Genomic DNA, 15,764 nt, shown 5'->3' with positions numbered 1-15,764 from the left:
GCCGGTTTTTGAAAAACTCTTCTCGGCTGTTGGGTTTCGATGGCTGAGAAGAGTCTTGGGGCTGCTGAGGTGGTGCTTTCATTTATGGATGTACCAACTCTTATGGGCGCTGAGTGGTTGGCTGCTCTTGTAACAAGGCGTCGACCAAGTTGTTAGCAAATTGGTATGCTGATGGCAGCGCACCAAAGATCCAGAATGGTGGGACTGTTATTACAGAGTCTTCCTTAACACTGTGGACATGTTGCCATAGTCCATAATTTGAAAGCCGATCCGTTATATCATTAGAAACACCAGCAGGCCCTTCAACAATCACTAGACGGGCCTCAATACCAATAAGTTCCTCAACACCAACCACTGTAAAACCCCATCGAGTTGTTGGCCTGTCCCAGGCATTGGGAAGACCAAGGCGATCAAGTACGGCTTGTGGCAAGCTATTTTCTCCATAAACTCTGATATGACGATCATCTAAAGCACGGATGATCAGAAGAGGCTCTGACCAACTTTTAGCAATAACTTTTAAGTTTTCCATTTCAGCTTCAATAGTGTTTATATAATCTTCTGCCATTTCTGGTTGTGCAATAGATATTGATACATTTCTCGTGAACTCCAAGAGTTCACTCCAAGTGTTCTGATCGCTATCATAAGTTGAAAATAACTGTGTGTTATAATTTTTTGAAAGTCTCTCATCGATTGTAGAAAGATAGGTTTCTGACATTATGACATCAGGGTCAAGCTGTGTGATGATTTCAAGATTTGGTTGGGATAAACCAATATCAAATACGCTTTCTGGAAGCGATCTGATACTGCCCCATTTTTCGTATGATCCTGGTGATAGCATACCTTTTAGTGGGGCGTCAAGAGCTACCAATGTTTCGGCAACAGTCCAGCTGAGTGCTATATAAGTAGGAGGTTCTGAAGCTTGACTAACGGTAGGAAGAGACAGTGAAATATAGCAGGATAAAATGCTTAAAATCTTCGTAGTGTTAACTGCTGGGAGGTTAGAAAAGATCATTTTTCGGCTCTTTATGAAAATAAATCTATTGCTATTTTTAGGAGATTTTAGAAAAGTTTTCTGCACTTTTCAGTGCGGAGTGGTTTCCAGGTTAAAGTGATAGTTTCTCCTCTGTAATCTCGATTGCGAGTCTGGTCTTTTTGTTGGTTTTGCTCTTTTAAAGTCTTCGTATTTTCGTGAAAAAATAAAAATAAAAGATTTAATATTACCTGCGTTTCTGTGGTGAAATATAGTGTAATCATACTCCGTCTATCGACGTTAGCGCTCACAAGCGAAGAATTAGATCAGATATTCAAAGGAGCGTCCACCTTAAGAAATAAAAACCTGTGCAGGAAATTAGCCTGCACAGGTTTGGGTTTGAACGATTAGTATTGATAGCGCATAGTTAGCATGAAATTGCGCGGCTCACCATAGTGATTATTGCGAGAGCGGGCTCTTAATGAACCGAAGTATTTCTCGTCAGTAAGGTTGTTGCCATTAAGTGAAAAATCCAGGTGGCGATTAAAGCGGTATCCAATTAAGCCTGAAAGTAGTGTATATCCATCTTGCTCCCAGTGTGTTTCACCTGACTCTACATAAAAACCGCTAGTATAGTTAAGTCCAGCGCCAACCCTCCATCCTGTGTCAGGGTCGTCAGAGAATTGATAGCGTGACCACAGCTTAAAGTCGTGCTCTGGAGTCTCGGTAGAAAAGTCTCTGCCTTCCTGAACTGGATCCCTTAAGTACTCTGTTTGTGTATAAGCATAACCTGCTGATATATCCAAGCGGGGTAAAGGCTGCCCGCTAACCTCTAATTCAAATCCTTTACTCTCAACTTTCCCCTCAGCAACTGAAAACCCGGGGTTGTCTATATCGGCAACGCTACGGTTCTGATCAGTAATACGGAAGACAGCAGCATGCCAATTGAGTAAACCATTTGAAGATTCACCTTTTAGGCCTAGCTCAAGTTGAGCGCCAGTGCGGGGCTCAAGAAAGTCGCCATTAATGTTTTGTGCACTCTGAGGCTTAAATATATCGGTATAGCTGGCGTATGCTGAGATATCGTTATTTATGTCGTAGATTAAACCTGCATAAGGTGTGAATTCGCTATTAATCTCGAAGTTGTTGGATGAGTTTAGTCGGTCTCTAACTTCCCACCAGCTCATCCGGCCGCCTGCAATAAATGTCGTATTCTCAAGAACAGAGAGGTTCAACTGGCTATATAATCCAGTTTCTTCCGTTTGAGTATTAGTGGTTTCGCTGAGATCAAATGTTGGTCTTGGCGTATTGGGATTAGGGTTTATCAAACTGCGCTGTATAACTTGAGGATCTCCATAGCTCCAGCTGACCTTTTCTTCGGTGACTTTGTGACTGGCCCCCACCATTATATTATGTGTTTTATCAAGAAAAGAAAATGGAGTAGAAATCGTTGCATCTACAAAACTGTCTTTGCGAGGAGTGACAATTTGCCATTGAGCAATATCGATGCTGTCTGTATTAGAGTTTGGGAGGCTAATGCCTGCAGAACTTTGCTGAGTGTCTGTTTCTCGCTCTATGTGATTTGCAATCAGGCGAAAGTTGCCGCCATTATCTAATTGATGCTCTAGCTCAACAAAATACCGCTCTATGCTCTCATCTTTAATATCCCAAAGAGAGCCATGGTAAGTAGAGCGATCAATGTTTAACAACTCGCCATTAGCAAGTTGTGGAAGTCCAAAGTTAGGTCTGGATTCACCAGACTGCCTCATAATGCCAACGGATAAAGTCGTATCCGGCGTTAGATCGTATTCTAGGGTTCCATATCCAAGTGTATTTTCGGCATAAACATGATCAATGAAACTACCCATATCATCATATACCCCGACGAAGCGGCCACGTAGCTTACCTGATTCATCAAGTGCGCCGGTGATATCGACCTCACCGCGATAAGTATCCCAGGAGCCATATGATAGTGTAGATTGAAAACCAAAATTTTCTTGGGCGCGCTTACGCACTAAGTTAACGGTACCACTAGGCTCGCCTGAACCCTGAAGAAGCCCTGAAGGGCCGCGTAAAACCTCCACTCGATCTAGTACAGCAGTATCGAATATAGTATCCGTTACGCCAGCTGCCGTATCTATTGGGCTACCATCGAGCAGCAAAGTATCAATATCAAACCCGCGGGATCTGAAGATTGAAGCTGAAGGACCAAAGCCACTTTTTGTTATGCCTGTGGTTTGTGACATGACATCGCCAAGAGTAGTCATGCCCTGATCATCCATGCGCTCGCGAGTGATCACACTGGCAGACTGAGGAATGTCCCTGAGTGACTGCTCTCGTTTACCAATGGTGACTCGGTTTGAAGTATAGGAGCCGGTATTTTCAGTCGAGGCATCACGCAGGTACTCGCCGGTTACCTGGACGGTCGGTAATGTATTAATCGTTTCGTCGTTTTCCGTCTCTTGCGTTATGGTGCCCTGAGCGAAAGCCGACGGAGCCGCGAATAGCGATGCAGCGCAGGCATTGGCAATGGCCACAGTGAGCAGGTGTCTGCGCAGGCCGGTACGAAGTTGGTGCATAGGAATCCCCTTGCATGATATTTTGTATGTTAATAGTAATTGTTATTATTAGTATTATGTTCTTAATTTGTACGCTCTTGCAACACTCTGTTGCTTAAAAAGGTACCTGTGACTAGAGGCGCTACATTCACCATCCATGTAGTGCCCCATGCGGCGACAACTAGACATCTACTGGGCTTGGCTGGTTACTGAGATGTTGCCGTAGCGCCTTGGCGATATCCGCACGCACCTGACCGGTGGCATCGGGCGTAATGCTGCCCAGGCGTGCGAAGTCGTGCACCATGCCGGGGTAAACAGTCAGTTGTGTATCCACGTTCGCTTGCTGTAAACGGTTCACGTAAGCAATGCCTTCGTCAACCAGGGGATCATGTTCGGCCAGGGCGACGAAGGCAGGTGGTAGGTTGTTGAGCTCCGCAGCCTCTAATGGTGCAAAACGCCAATCGTGGCGTTCCTCATCGCTATTTAGATAGTGGCCAAACATCCACTGCAGGGTGTCTGCTTCCAGCAGGTAGCCTTGCGCGTATCGGCGGTGAGACTCGCTGTCCTGCCAGGCACTGGTGCAGGGGTAGAGCAAAATCTGGCAGCGTGGCGGGTGCCAACCATTATCACGTGCTGACATGCAAAGAGCCGTGGCGAGGGTGCCGCCAACACTGTCACCACCCACGGCGATACGTGAGGTATTGAGCCCTATCTCTTCGCCATGCTTCAGCAGCCAGCAATAGGCATCTTCAGCGTCGTGAAACGCTGTCGGAAACTTGTGCTCGGGGGCCCGGCGGTAGTCGACAGCCAGCACTGTGTAACCAGTCGCTTGAGCGATGCTCTGGCAGAGCGAATCGTGGGAATCCAGGCTGCCCAGTAGATAGCCGCCGCCATGGAAGTAGAGCAGGGTAGGCGATAAAGACTCCTCGCCTTGGTAGCGGCGTAGTTCTATACGGTGTCCATCTCGGCAGGTGATACCCAGTGCCGTTGCATCGTTAGTTATTGGCTCATCAAGCATCTGTGATGATGTCTCGTAGGCAGCGCGTGCCTGTTCTGGTGAGAGCGAGTGGAAGGGCGGATTGCCGCTATCGGTGACCAGATCTAAGAAAGCGGCGACATCAGGATGTAAGGACATAATGGGCGTAAGTCTCGGTGTTAGGGGCCGCTTTGGGAGAGCGGCCATGCGTTGATAGTGCTTGGTTAGTCCGTGCTTACCAGTGATGGAGTTGATGCCTCTGACTGGGCTGCTGGTAACGCCTCATTAAGTACTTCACAAATCTCACTCGTCCGTGCCGCCAAAATCGACAGCAGGGTATCGCTCAAACCATGGGTGGGTTCGCAGCTGCCTTGCAGGAAAATAGCCGGTTTGAACTCAGGCTTGGTGTAAAGCTGATAGTGGCGGTTGACGGCAAAATCAGGCAGGTAGTCCGCAACGGGGGCCAGTAGCCGTTTATGGGTGTCGCGTACATAGCCGGTGGCTAACACCACGGCGTCGTAGCGGGTGATATCCGTATGGCCAGTCTCCAAATCACGCACAAGTAGCTCAACGCCTTCAGTAGTTGCTTCGCTGCCAATAACCTCATGGCGGCGGCGGAAGCGGTGGCGGGCCTGGCCGGTTACTTTTTGCTGGTAGAACACATCGTAAATTTCCTGGATCAACGCGAGATCCGGGGCTGAGTAGTTGGTGCTTTTGTACTCCTGCAGCAGTGCTTCCCGCTGGCCGGTGGGGTTGTTGAACACGTAGTCGGTGTATTCGGGGTTGAAGATTTCGTTAACAAAGGGGCTGTCATCCGAGGGTTTAAAGGCCCATGCCCGGCTAATCAGATCCACTTGAATATCTTCACGACCGTGCAGATCAAGAAAGATCTCAGCGGCGCTCTGGCCTGCACCGATCACGGCAATGCGTTTGGGGGCGTCTTGCTTCGCCAGTTCCCGGAGGTAGTGGCTGGAGTGGAAGACCCGCGGGTCGTCTTTTAGCCCAGCGAAGCATTCAGGCACATTGGGCGCGCCGCCCACACTGATCACCAGTGAGCGAGTGAGCCTTTCCTGTACCGCGCCGCTTTCATCCCGTGAACGAACGCGGAGGTAGGCGACCTCGTCGTTGTCAGTTTCGGGCAGCACTTCAAACACATCCTCTCCGTAGGCGCACTGGTGTTCAAAGTGGCTGGCCGTCCAGCTTAGGTAGTCATTGAATTCGTGGCGGCTAGGGAAGAAGGTCTGCAGGTTGATAAAGTCCTGTAGGCGGCCTTTGCTGTGGAGGTAATTGAGGAAGCTGAAACGGCTGCCTGGGTTACGCGGTGTGACCAGGTCTTTGAGGAAAGAGATCTGCATATGGGCATTTTCCAGCAGCATATGCGGGTGCCAGGCAAAGCAGGGCTGGCGCTCAATAAACAAGGCATCCCGTGCTTGCCCTGAGTGGCGTTGCTCGTCGAGGGCAATGGCCAGAGCAATGTTGGAGGGGCCGAAGCCGATGCCGATCAAGTCGTGAATATGCATAAGAGTCCTCGTGGCTGATGTGTCTATAGGTTGAAGCGTGGGTCGGGTCGTGGCGCTGACCCCGGGTGCGGAGGCAGCGGTATCCAACTGCGCTCGTTAAAAAAGTGTTCGCGTAGCTGCATGCCGAGCATGGCCCGCTTATGGGGGAAATCGAACGCCTTAACGTGGGCGTAACCGCACTGGGCAAGGTTGTGCAGCATCTTGGCGTTATCCACGCGGGGCTCGATCACTAGGCGCTGGGTGCGGCAGTCACCCAGAAACAGGTAGTGCGAGATAGAGGGCATCCAGGCCGCCACATAAGGCCGCCCGCGAAAAGCGGCTTCTCCGATCAGTACGTGCCAGCCGCGATCAAAGTCATCGGCAGCGTAATAAGCGCCGATGCGATCCTCCTTGGCCCAATAGGTCTCGAAGTAGCCGAAGGGTTCGCCGTCGATACAGCCGATCAGCGGTACCACGCTGGGATTTTGCAGCGTGCTCTCCAGCCGCTCGCGGTGCTGTTGCAGATCGCCCTGCTCTTCCCAGAAGTGGGCAACAACCGGATCGTTCATCCAGCGGTTGAAGCGTTCAAGGTCAAGTTCCAGGTCAAGGACGCGAAAACTCAGAGTGGCATTCAGCCAGGGAATATGGCGCTGATAGACCGTGCCGCTGGGGCGCGGCGGGCGGCGTGGATGTCGCTTTCCATTCTCCAAGATGGGTTGCTGTGGGTAGGGGCGCATGGAGGGAGAGGTAAGCCAAAGGGTTGGCAATTGCCAAAATAGCTCCGCGTAGGCCCAGAGTTCGCCATGGCTATCTTTAACGGCGATGCCGGCTGCACACAGGTTGGCATGCACAACAGTGGGTAGCTGAAGGCGTAGTACAACAGTGGCCGGGTAACATGCAAAAGCCCCTTCGATAGCCGCAAGTAACGCCGGGAGTGGGGGGGCGGAGCGCTGCGGCCAGCGCAGCGTCAAGTGATTGCTATCGTCCACCAATGACCATTCAAGACGCTCTTGATCACCCTTAACGAGCAGTGACTGCGTGGTGGCATCGCCAATGACTTGATAGACGTAGCCCTCGGGCCGTGAGAGCAGAGAGGTTTCCGCGGGGCTTTCATAGGGTACGTCTACCTGTGTTTGTGCCTGGACAGAACTGGACACCGCAAAGCTCCTATCAATAAGAACGAATCACAAAAACGAATCGAAAAAAACAAAGAAAAAAAGCCGTAAAAATCACCTGCCACGGGGCGGCGTTACTGACTTCCTTATCTAAGGACGAATGAGAATGAGGCTTGTTTACATAAAAATTGATTAACTTTTTGCGGGAGTGATTCGTCTTTAGAGGTAGCTGCCGGTTTTCAATTGCTTTCCAATCGCTTTCCAACGAGGTGAATGTGCTTTCCTATCTGTTTCGTCGAACCCGCGGGCTGATGACCGCCGCTGCGCTGGCCAGTATTCTCTCGGGGCTTTTCAGCGTGCTGTTGATAACCCAAATTAATGCCGCGTTAACCAGTGATGCCACCAGTCGCGCTAGTGCGGCCTGGGCCTTCGCGGGCATTGCCGTGGCGTTAATGCTCTGTCGAATGGTGTCGACGGCACTGTTTGAGCGATTGGGGCAGCGTGCCCTGGCGGAGTTACGCAGTTTTATCGCCCAGTGTGTGGCCAAGACGCCCTTTGCTCAGTTCGAGCGCGTGGGCAGTGCGCGGATCCAGTCGGCGCTCACCGAGCACAGCAACAACGTGGCGGTACTGTTCGTTAGCTTGCCGGTGATTTTGACCAATACGGTTATCGTGGTGGGGTGCTTGGGCTATCTGGCGATGCTGTCATGGCAGGTGTTCTTGTTTGCACTGGGGGTGATTGGCTTGGGCGCTGTCGGCTACCACTTGGTGCACTTACGCGCCATTCATTATCTCCAGAGTGCCTCGTCAGAGCAGGATCGTTTGTTTGGTCATTTCCGCGCGCTGACCGATGGGGCGAAAGAGCTGCGGCTGCACCAGCGCAAGAGCCGGGTCTTTATGGATCAAATACTGGGGGAGTCGGTTGAAGGCGTGCGGCGGCTGCGTACCTATGGCATGTCGCTGTTCGTAATCTCGACCAGCTGGGGGCAGTTCCTGATGTACGCCTTCATTGGCTTGGTGCTGTTTGTGTTGGCCGGCGATGGGCCTAATCAAACCCAGGTAATGACCGGCTTTGCCCTGGTGTTTGTGTTTATGGTGACGCCCCTTGAAGGGTTGCTGATCAATATTCCGCGGATCAATATGGCGCGGGTAGCCGCTAGCCGAATTGATGACATCACCCGCGAGATGCCCCAGGGGCAGGAGAGGCAAACATCACCACCGTTGCCTGATTTTCAACGGCTTGAATTGCGTGACGTCACCCATCAGTACTACCACGAGCAGAGCGATGATTTCTTTGAACTAGGGCCGGTTAATTTAAGCTTTACGCCGGGGGAAGTGGTGTTCCTGGTTGGGGGTAACGGCAGCGGCAAAACCACGCTGGCCAAAGTGGTGGTGGGACTTTATCCGCCGGATGGTGGCGAGGTGTCGCTCAATGGCGAACCTGTCGAGGCGGATGGCTGGGATGCCTACCGGCAGCTCTTCTCGGTCGTCTTTTCTGACTTCCATCTTTTCGAGCGCCTGCTGGAAGCACCGCGGGAAGATCTCGACGAAGAGGGCAACCGCCTGCTGGCCAAGCTGCATCTGCAGCACAAGGTACGGGTTGAAAACGGCGCGTTCACCACCCAGGCGCTCTCCCAGGGCCAGCGCAAGCGCCTAGCGTTAGTAGTGGCCTACCTGGAAGATCGGCCCTTCTTGGTGTTTGACGAATGGGCCGCGGATCAGGATCCGTTATTCAAAGAAGTGTTTTACACAGAGGTGTTGCCCGAGCTAAAACGCATGGGCAAGGCAGTGCTGGTGATTACCCACGATGATCGCTACTTCCACCTCGCGGATCGGTTGGTGCGACTGGAGAGCGGCAAGCTGTTGGCGCCAGAGCAGGTGGTTGGGGAGGGTGCCAAAATAGAGAGTATCGTTTAAGCTGTATAGGAAACCGAGGAGGATGATCATGAATACCCAGCTAGATCCTATCGTTTCGGAATTCGAGACGCAGGAACAAGCCGATAGCTATGATCGTTGGCTCAAAGCCAAGGTTCAGCACAGCATCGACAACCCAGGCCAGGGAATGCCCCATGATCAGGTCATGTCTAAGGTTGATGCGATCATAGCCGACGCGGAGCAACGCCAAAGCGGCGGGGTGCAATGAGTTTGCCGATATACTGGTATGATGAGGCGATTCACGACCTGCTTGAACTCGTTACGTACATTGCTGAGCGCGATCCTCAAGCTGCCCGGAGGTTGCGCTCTCGTATTGAAGCAGCTGTCTCTTTAGTGGCTGAGCATCCGTATTTACATCAAGTGGGCCGCTTGCCGGGGACGCGGGAAATAGTGGCTCACCCAAACTTTATTGTGATCTACCAAGTGACGAATCGCATTGAGGTCATATCCGTGGTTCACTCTCGCCAAAATTATCCCTGACGCCAATCCGCCGCTAATACGAACTGCTAAGCCAAGGTCTCCACCTCAAACGCGACAATCTGGCGCTGGATGCTGGAAAACTCCACGCCGATCAGGTGTATGGGTTTACCGGAGGCGCGGTGCTTATCGGCGTAGCCTTTGTGTTTGATTTGCTCCAGCGCTTTACCTTCCGGCAGTTGCTCCACCACTTTGAATTCAAACAGATAAATATGCCCATCAAAGTCCACGCTCATATCCACCTTACCGTGGTGGCTGGCATCTTCCACCGTTACATCCAGCCCCAGGGCCGCAAAGTGGCTGTAAAAGACGCTCGCGTAATGCCCTTCGTAGCGGGCAATCGGATTGTTGCGGTACCAATCGTGGGGGAGTCCAGCGTAGAGCGCTTTGAGGTGAACTTCTAACCCGGCAAGGTCGTGCTGACTTAAATGACGGAACAGCGTTCGGCGCTCGCGTGGGGCGTTCTCGACCCCCAGTGACGGCAACAGTGCGTGGTTGAGGCTGGTTTCGACTTCGCGATTCGGAAAGCCTAGGGTGTACTGGCGGTAGCCAAGTAAGGGTTCTTCTACCTGCTGAATGGTTAGATAGCCGGTTTGAAACAGCAGGCCTTCGGTGCTGATCTGGTCGACATCAAACTGGCTGAGCAGTTCATACTCGGTTTCCCAGTGATCCAATGAAGGGGTAAATACCCCGCGCTGCTTAAGAATATCGACCAAAAACGTCGGTGTTGCGGACTCAAACCAGTAAGGTGCAAACTCGCGTTTCTGAAACAATAGCAGTACGTCGAAGGGGTTGTAGACGGACGCTACCTCACTGCCACCCCAGCGGTAGCCGTTATACCACTGGCGGATAGCCTCGCGATCAAGGCCAAGTAGCTCAGGGGCGAAGACCGTGTCGATGTCGCCATCGGTATAGCCGCAAAGCATGCTGAAGGGAGCATCCAGGGTGATATCGTTGAGGTTGTTCAATCCCGAGAACAGGCTGACCTTACTGAACTTGGAAACGCCGGTCAGCAGCACGAAGTGCAAGTGTGGGTCGGCGTCTTTAATAACGCTGTAGAGGTTCTTCAAGCCCTCGCGCAGTTCACGGGCGCGCTCGGGGGCCAGGATATTGTCCAAAATCGGCTTATCATATTCGTCAATCAGCACTACCACCCGCTGACCGCACTGTTGGTGGGCGGCGCGGATAAGGGCGGAGAACTCGCCAGGGATATCAGTTTTATGGTGCTGGGTAATGCCGAGCTGCTCGCGTTGAACCCTTAACTGCTCACGGATACGCTCGTCCAGCCCTTCACTGCTCTGCATCACGCCATCGGCAAAGCTAATACGAATCACCGGATAGCGTTGTTGCCAATCCCACCGGTCGTGGATATAAAGCCCTGCAAACAACGCTTGGCGGCCTTCAAACAGGCAGCGCAGGGTGTCCAGCAACAGGCTTTTGCCGAAGCGGCGTGGCCGCGAGAGGAAGTAGTATTTGTTCTGGTTAACCAAGCGCTCAATATGCGGAGTTTTATCGACGTAGTAATAGTCGCCCTCGCGAATATCCGAGAATGTCTGAATCCCGATGGGGAGCTTACGGCGGTGGGCATCCGGCATGGTGGCCTCCAGAGCAAAAACAGCGATACGAACAGCAGTTTAGCATGCGCATTGGTTGAAGCGCCTAGTCACGAAAAAGTGAGTGAAAAGATGTTCACCGGCCGCTTCCCCCCACCATACGCGCCAACACTTTATCCTTGAACCAGAAGCGGTGAATCAGTGCCATCGCTATATGGCCGATGACTAACCCACATAGCAGCCACGAGAGTGGGCCGTGAAGCAGATCGGCGGGTGCGATCATCCAGGTGATGTCGCGCTCGGCTTCGGGCAGTAGCTCTAGGCCATAAAAGCGCAGCGCGCCGCCGCGGCCGTACTGGCGTAGAATGGCGAAAGCGGGTAGCCACAACAGCAGCGCATAAAAGGTGATATGCACCAGGCGCGCCATGCGCCCACCCAATCCAGGCGGCTGGGATGGGCGCTGCTTGCGGTTGACCCATGCCCAGCCAAGGCGCGCTAGGGTCACGATCAGAATCAGAAAACCTAACGAACCATGAGGCCCGATGTTCGCCAAAAATAGCGTAATCGCGTTTTCGCCCATCCCTCCCCAAACCAGTAACACAGTAAACTGCAGCGTGACCAGCGCGGCGGTCAGCCAGTGCAGCGCACGGCTTATGCGTCCGTATTGGCTGGGGCTGTCTCGCCAGCAAATAGGCGTTTGGGCTGGCTTGCTGATGTGATCACTGTTTAGCGCCGTGTTGTTTGCCGCTCCTTTACCCATTGGCCTTGCCCTGGCGCCAGTAGCCCATGCTGGTGACGTACTGTTTGGGTAGCCCGCACTCGTTAACCAAATAGCGGCGCAGCTTCATAGCCACTTTGGTTTCAGCGGCGATCCAGGCGTAGAAGGGCGCGCTATCGTCCAGGGTGGCGGGTTCCCAGAGCGGGCCGTCCTCATCGTCGCTTTCATTGTTGGTCGTGGCGCTGGTAGTAGTGCTGGTAGTAGCGTTAGCAGGCGTGCCGCCTAGCGCTTGAATTTCCCTATGCAAATCGATATCGCGCAGTGCTCTCATCAGCAGATCACCGTGTTGGCAGCCGTGCTCGGCATCGCGGGCCAGCCAGTGCAATTTGGCGGCTTGGGCCAGCGGCTGCACATCGTCGCTGCGGGGTACTTCGAACAGCGCTTCGACCCTGGGCTTTAAAGGCAGGTCATCGAGGGTTTCCAGAATACCAGCGGCGGCGGGGAGGGCGGTTTCATCGGCGATGATCAGAATGCGGCGCACGTTCTGAGGTGGCTTCCACTCATAGCCCAGTTTAATACCCTCTACGCTAGCGTTAGGGGCTGTCATGGCAAGGCGGTCGCCGGGGCGGGCGCGCATTGCCCAGTGTGAGGCGGGGCCATTGTCACCATGGAGCACAAACTCTACATCCACCTCTGCTTTTTCCGCGCGTAGGGCTCGGATAGTGTAGCTACGTGCAGAGGGGCGCTGGGCGTCCGGCAGAGCACGGTAGGCGCCGTACCAGTCGTGTTCTTCCAACTTGGCAATCTCGAACAGCGGGTCGAGACTGCCACCACCTTTGGGGAAAAATAGCTTGATGCGCTGATCCGGGGCGTAGGTCGCCATGTGCCCTACGTCTGGGCCGGTAAAGGTGAACCTGACGAGCGAAGCGCTGACCTGGGTGCGCCTCGCCAGGGTGATATCGAACAGCTGGTAGTTATGTTTGGCTGCCATGGTGGGTATCTCCATTAGGTATTCATTAAACAGGGAGTCAATTGTAGTGCTAATTATTATCATTTAGAATCGTTGTCAATAATTCAACCATTAACTTCCAGAACTACTTAAGGCTAAGACAATGACGCTGCTGCCTATCACGTCTCTTTTGGCGAACTATTTGGTTATCACAAAAGGGTGCTCGCTATGCTAGGTGCCTCGCAAGTTGCCCAACGAGTGGGCGGAATGTCGCCCGCGAAAGCCTGCCTGTTGCTTAGCCTGCCGATGGCGGTGCTATTTTGGATTGGCCTAGAGGGGCAAGGCGGTTTTGCGCTGGGCTTGCAGGCGTTAGTAGCGCCTTCCTTTGAGAACGTTGATGAGCTGCTGCTCTACTACGCTTGGTGGCCGCGTCTCTCAATCGCGCTGCTGGCCGGGGGCGGCTTGGGACTGGCGGGCGTACTCATGCAGCAGGTGTTGCGCAACCCGTTAGCCTCGCCGACGACATTGGGGGTGGCGTCGGGCGCTAATTTGGCGTTGATGACCGCCACCTTACTGGCGCCGGGGCTGCTTGTAGTCGGGCGCGAATGGGTAGCCTTGCTGGGTGGCACGTTGGCAGTGGGGCTGGTTTTTCTGCTCTCCTGGCGGCGCGGTTTGGCGCCGATCGTGGTGGTGCTGGCGGGGCTGGTGGTTAATCTTTATCTGGGGGCGCTCTCGACGGCGCTGCTGTTGTTTAACCACGAGGCGCTCTCGGGGCTGCTGATTTGGGGCGCGGGGTCGCTGGCGCAAAATGGCTGGGACGGCGTGGCGATTCTCTGGCCACGGTTGGCGATTAGCTGTGTTGCCGCCTGGTTTTTGCTGCGCCCCCTGGCGGTGCTGGAGCTTGATGATGCCAGCGCCAAGAGCCTGGGGGTTTCGCTGACCTATCTGCGCTTTGCGGGCATGGGGCTGGCGGTATTTATTACCGGTAGCATTGTTAGCGTGGTGGGCATTATCGGCTTTATCGGCTTGGCCGCGCCCAATATTGTGCGTATGGCCGGAGCGCGCCGGTTAGGCCCACGGCTGATATGGTCGACTCTATTAGGGGCGGTGCTGCTGGCGACGACAGACCTGCTGCTCCAGCAGTTCGGCGGCATGGTGGCGGCCTTTATCCCCACCGGGGCGATTACCGGAGCCCTGGGGGCGCCGCTGTTAATGTGGCTGATCCCACGCCTGAAACTCCAGGGCGATCAGCCGCCTAAAGGGGCGGGTGTTTTCGCCCATCGCCATCCGGCGCCTTCTCGTTTGGCCACCGGTTTAATCCTCGCGCTACTGGGCGCCACACTGCTTGGGCTGCTCGTTGGTCAGGGTGTTGATGGTTGGTACTTGTTGTCGCCGGATAACTGGAACGTGATGCAGTGGCGCTTGCCGCGAGTGATGGCAGCCGCCGCCAGCGGCTTAATGCTGGCGATTGCCGGGACGATTCTGCAGCGCCTTTCCGCCAACCCTATGGCCAGCCCTGAAGTCTTGGGTATTAGCGGGGGTTGTGCCATTGCACTGATTCTGGGGATTTTCCTGCTGCCCGCACCCACCAATATGATGCTGATTGGCGTCGGCACTCTGGGGGCTTTCGCGACATTGGTGGTGTTGGTGGGTATCAACCGCAAGAGCGGTTATCTCCCCGAGCGTTTGCTACTTACCGGGGTGGCTGTCAGCGCGCTGTTTGATGCGGTGCGCAGCGTGATGCTGGCGGGTGGCGATCCGCGCGGTCAGCAGGTGATCGCCTGGCTGGCGGGCTCTACCTATTATGTGGATATCACCAATGCTGTCGTTGTCGGCGGTATTGCCGCTGTACTGGCACTGGTTACGCTGCCGTTTACCCGCTGGCTGGATATCTTGCCGTTAGGAGCCCCTACCGCCAAGGCGCTTGGGGTAACGCTGAACCGTGCTCGCCTGGCGCTGCTATTGCTGGTGGCGCTACTCACCGCCTGCGCCACCCTGGTGGTTGGGCCGCTGTCGTTTATCGGCTTGCTGGCACCGCATATGGCGCGTTTGGTGGGCTTCTCCCGGGCAGGGCAGCATCTGCTGGGGGCGGCGTTGATTGGTATGCTGTTGATGGTGCTGGCGGATTGGGTCGGCCGGCAGATTATTTTCCCTTATGAGATACCGGCCGGTTTGGTCGCCTCCCTGATTGGTGGCGCTTACTTTATGTGGGGGCTGCGGCGGCTATGAGTAACGTGGCGATCAAAACTAGGGAGCTTTCAGCAACGGTGGATCCTGCGGAGGCGCTGTTAGCGCTCTACCGCCAGCCACCGCTGGACAACCTGAAAGCCCCAGCGTTTGGTCAGCCTGATGAACCGACGCTGGCAGTCTCTGCGTTGCTAGATCGAGACTTCTTAAGTGAGCAACTGGCGCGCTACGGCCGCAGCCACGGTGAAGATGCCGACCGCAAAGCCGTCGCTTCAATCTGGTCGAAGTATCATTTCAGCAGTGTCTCGATCCCGACGCTGGTGGCCAATCTGCTCCTCGGTTACGCGTTGCCGGTGGGTATAAACGAACTACGGCTGGCGTTTGGCGATAAAGGACAGACCGGGCGTATCTGGTTGCCACACGGCGGCTTCCCGCTCTCCTCTAAAGCGCCCCAGGCGCGCTTTAGTACGCTATTTGACGATCACTGTGCGCCACTCATTGAAGTGCTGGCCGCGGTCTCCGGTCTCTCGGCCAAGGTGTTCTGGAGCAACCTTGGCCACTACGTGGAGTTCGTGGGGAAGACCTGCTCGCGGCTTCCGGAATTCAGCGGCGCGGGTGACCCGCTGCTGGATTACCTCGATACCAAGACGCTCCCCGATGGGCGGCGCAACCCGCTCTACCAGCCAGTGCGCTATCTGGAATTGGGCGGGGAAACGCCTGCTCGTGTGCGGCGTCTGTGCTGCATTAAATACCGGCTACCCGGCGAGCCGCTTTGCGGCGGCTGCCCGCTAAAACCTGAAAATAAGCCGGCCAGGCGTCGGCGCTAAT

13 protein-coding genes are annotated in these 15,764 nt (G+C 54.3%); 5 read left to right on the top strand and 8 right to left on the bottom strand.

What is annotated here, in order from left to right; all coding sequences use genetic code 11:
* Positions 1-100: 100 nt before the first annotated feature.
* The 5 genes from QT231_RS11375 to QT231_RS11355 form a co-directional block, all read right to left on the bottom strand.
* A complete protein-coding gene (locus QT231_RS11375; protein WP_308336976.1) occupies positions 101-1,012 on the bottom strand; it encodes an ABC transporter substrate-binding protein in 912 nt (303 codons plus the stop codon).
* Positions 1,013-1,377: 365 nt separating this feature from the next.
* Positions 1,378-3,549 carry a TonB-dependent siderophore receptor gene (locus tag QT231_RS11370; protein WP_308336975.1) on the bottom strand — a complete coding sequence of 724 codons (2,172 nt, stop codon included), beginning with the start codon at positions 3,547-3,549 and terminating at the stop codon, positions 1,378-1,380.
* Between the two features lie 160 nt (positions 3,550-3,709).
* Positions 3,710-4,663: an alpha/beta hydrolase gene (locus QT231_RS11365; RefSeq protein ID WP_308336974.1), complete on the bottom strand. Its 954-nt coding sequence runs from the start codon at positions 4,661-4,663 to the stop codon at positions 3,710-3,712.
* A gap of 65 nt (positions 4,664-4,728) precedes the next feature.
* A complete protein-coding gene (locus tag QT231_RS11360) occupies positions 4,729-6,024 on the bottom strand; it encodes a lysine N(6)-hydroxylase/L-ornithine N(5)-oxygenase family protein (protein ID WP_308336973.1) in 1,296 nt (431 codons plus the stop codon).
* Positions 6,025-6,047: 23 nt separating this feature from the next.
* Positions 6,048-7,160 carry a GNAT family N-acetyltransferase gene (locus tag QT231_RS11355; RefSeq protein ID WP_308336972.1) on the bottom strand — a complete coding sequence of 371 codons (1,113 nt, stop codon included), beginning with the start codon at positions 7,158-7,160 and terminating at the stop codon, positions 6,048-6,050.
* A 233-nt stretch (positions 7,161-7,393) separates the two neighbouring features.
* Here QT231_RS11355 and QT231_RS11350 point away from each other — a divergent pair, with 233 nt between their 5' ends.
* The 3 genes from QT231_RS11350 to QT231_RS11340 are packed head-to-tail and all read left to right on the top strand — an operon-like array spanning position 7,394 to position 9,532.
* Complete coding sequence (locus tag QT231_RS11350) at positions 7,394-9,034, top strand: cyclic peptide export ABC transporter (RefSeq protein WP_308336971.1); 1,641 nt, start codon at positions 7,394-7,396, stop codon at positions 9,032-9,034.
* Positions 9,035-9,062: 28 nt separating this feature from the next.
* Entirely contained in the window at positions 9,063-9,260 is a 198-nt protein-coding gene (locus QT231_RS11345) for a stability determinant (protein ID WP_215093921.1), read from the top strand.
* Positions 9,257-9,532 (top strand): type II toxin-antitoxin system RelE/ParE family toxin, encoded by a 276-nt coding sequence (locus QT231_RS11340; protein ID WP_308336970.1) that lies wholly within the window; start codon positions 9,257-9,259, stop codon positions 9,530-9,532. The genes QT231_RS11345 and QT231_RS11340 overlap by 4 nt, the downstream gene beginning before the upstream one ends.
* A 26-nt stretch (positions 9,533-9,558) precedes the next feature.
* On the opposite strand, the gene QT231_RS11335 is transcribed toward QT231_RS11340, so the two are convergent.
* From QT231_RS11335 to QT231_RS11325, 3 genes are all read right to left on the bottom strand, one after another.
* Positions 9,559-11,124, bottom strand: a complete 1,566-nt coding sequence (locus QT231_RS11335; RefSeq protein ID WP_308336968.1) for an ATP-binding protein — start codon at positions 11,122-11,124, stop codon at positions 9,559-9,561.
* Between the two features lie 94 nt (positions 11,125-11,218).
* Positions 11,219-11,842 carry a cytochrome b gene (locus tag QT231_RS11330; protein WP_308336967.1) on the bottom strand — a complete coding sequence of 208 codons (624 nt, stop codon included), beginning with the start codon at positions 11,840-11,842 and terminating at the stop codon, positions 11,219-11,221.
* Positions 11,835-12,791, bottom strand: coding sequence for a siderophore-interacting protein (locus QT231_RS11325; protein WP_308336966.1), 957 nt, complete (start codon positions 12,789-12,791; stop codon positions 11,835-11,837). The genes QT231_RS11330 and QT231_RS11325 overlap by 8 nt, the downstream gene beginning before the upstream one ends.
* A 186-nt stretch (positions 12,792-12,977) precedes the next feature.
* Between QT231_RS11325 and fhuB the strand changes: the two genes are divergently transcribed.
* Positions 12,978-14,978: a Fe(3+)-hydroxamate ABC transporter permease FhuB gene (gene fhuB / locus QT231_RS11320; protein WP_308336965.1), complete on the top strand. Its 2,001-nt coding sequence runs from the start codon at positions 12,978-12,980 to the stop codon at positions 14,976-14,978.
* The gene (fhuF, locus tag QT231_RS11315) at positions 14,975-15,763 is read left to right on the top strand and encodes a siderophore-iron reductase FhuF (RefSeq protein WP_308336964.1); all 789 of its coding nucleotides are present in this window, start codon (positions 14,975-14,977) and stop codon (positions 15,761-15,763) included. The genes fhuB and fhuF overlap by 4 nt, the downstream gene beginning before the upstream one ends.
* The last annotated feature ends 1 nt before the right edge of the window (position 15,764 follow it).

This window comes from Halomonas sp. SpR1, assembly GCF_031010175.1.
Lineage (GTDB): Bacteria > Pseudomonadota > Gammaproteobacteria > Pseudomonadales > Halomonadaceae > Vreelandella.
The sequence above is the reverse complement of the archived record's forward strand: the minus strand, read 5'-3'. Positions and strand labels throughout refer to the sequence as shown.

Coding starts and splice junctions, on each gene's coding strand:
- QT231_RS11375 (WP_308336976.1), bottom strand. CDS start 1,012: ATGATCTTTTCTAACCTCCCAGCAGTTAACACTACGAAGATTTTAAGC.
- QT231_RS11370 (WP_308336975.1), bottom strand. CDS start 3,549: ATGCACCAACTTCGTACCGGCCTGCGCAGACACCTGCTCACTGTGGCC.
- QT231_RS11365 (WP_308336974.1), bottom strand. CDS start 4,663: ATGTCCTTACATCCTGATGTCGCCGCTTTCTTAGATCTGGTCACCGAT.
- QT231_RS11360 (WP_308336973.1), bottom strand. CDS start 6,024: ATGCATATTCACGACTTGATCGGCATCGGCTTCGGCCCCTCCAACATT.
- QT231_RS11345 (WP_215093921.1), top strand. CDS start 9,063: ATGAATACCCAGCTAGATCCTATCGTTTCGGAATTCGAGACGCAGGAA.
- QT231_RS11340 (WP_308336970.1), top strand. CDS start 9,257: ATGAGTTTGCCGATATACTGGTATGATGAGGCGATTCACGACCTGCTT.
- QT231_RS11335 (WP_308336968.1), bottom strand. CDS start 11,124: ATGCCGGATGCCCACCGCCGTAAGCTCCCCATCGGGATTCAGACATTC.
- QT231_RS11330 (WP_308336967.1), bottom strand. CDS start 11,842: ATGGGTAAAGGAGCGGCAAACAACACGGCGCTAAACAGTGATCACATC.
- QT231_RS11325 (WP_308336966.1), bottom strand. CDS start 12,791: ATGGCAGCCAAACATAACTACCAGCTGTTCGATATCACCCTGGCGAGG.
- fhuB (WP_308336965.1), top strand. CDS start 12,978: ATGCTAGGTGCCTCGCAAGTTGCCCAACGAGTGGGCGGAATGTCGCCC.
- fhuF (WP_308336964.1), top strand. CDS start 14,975: ATGAGTAACGTGGCGATCAAAACTAGGGAGCTTTCAGCAACGGTGGAT.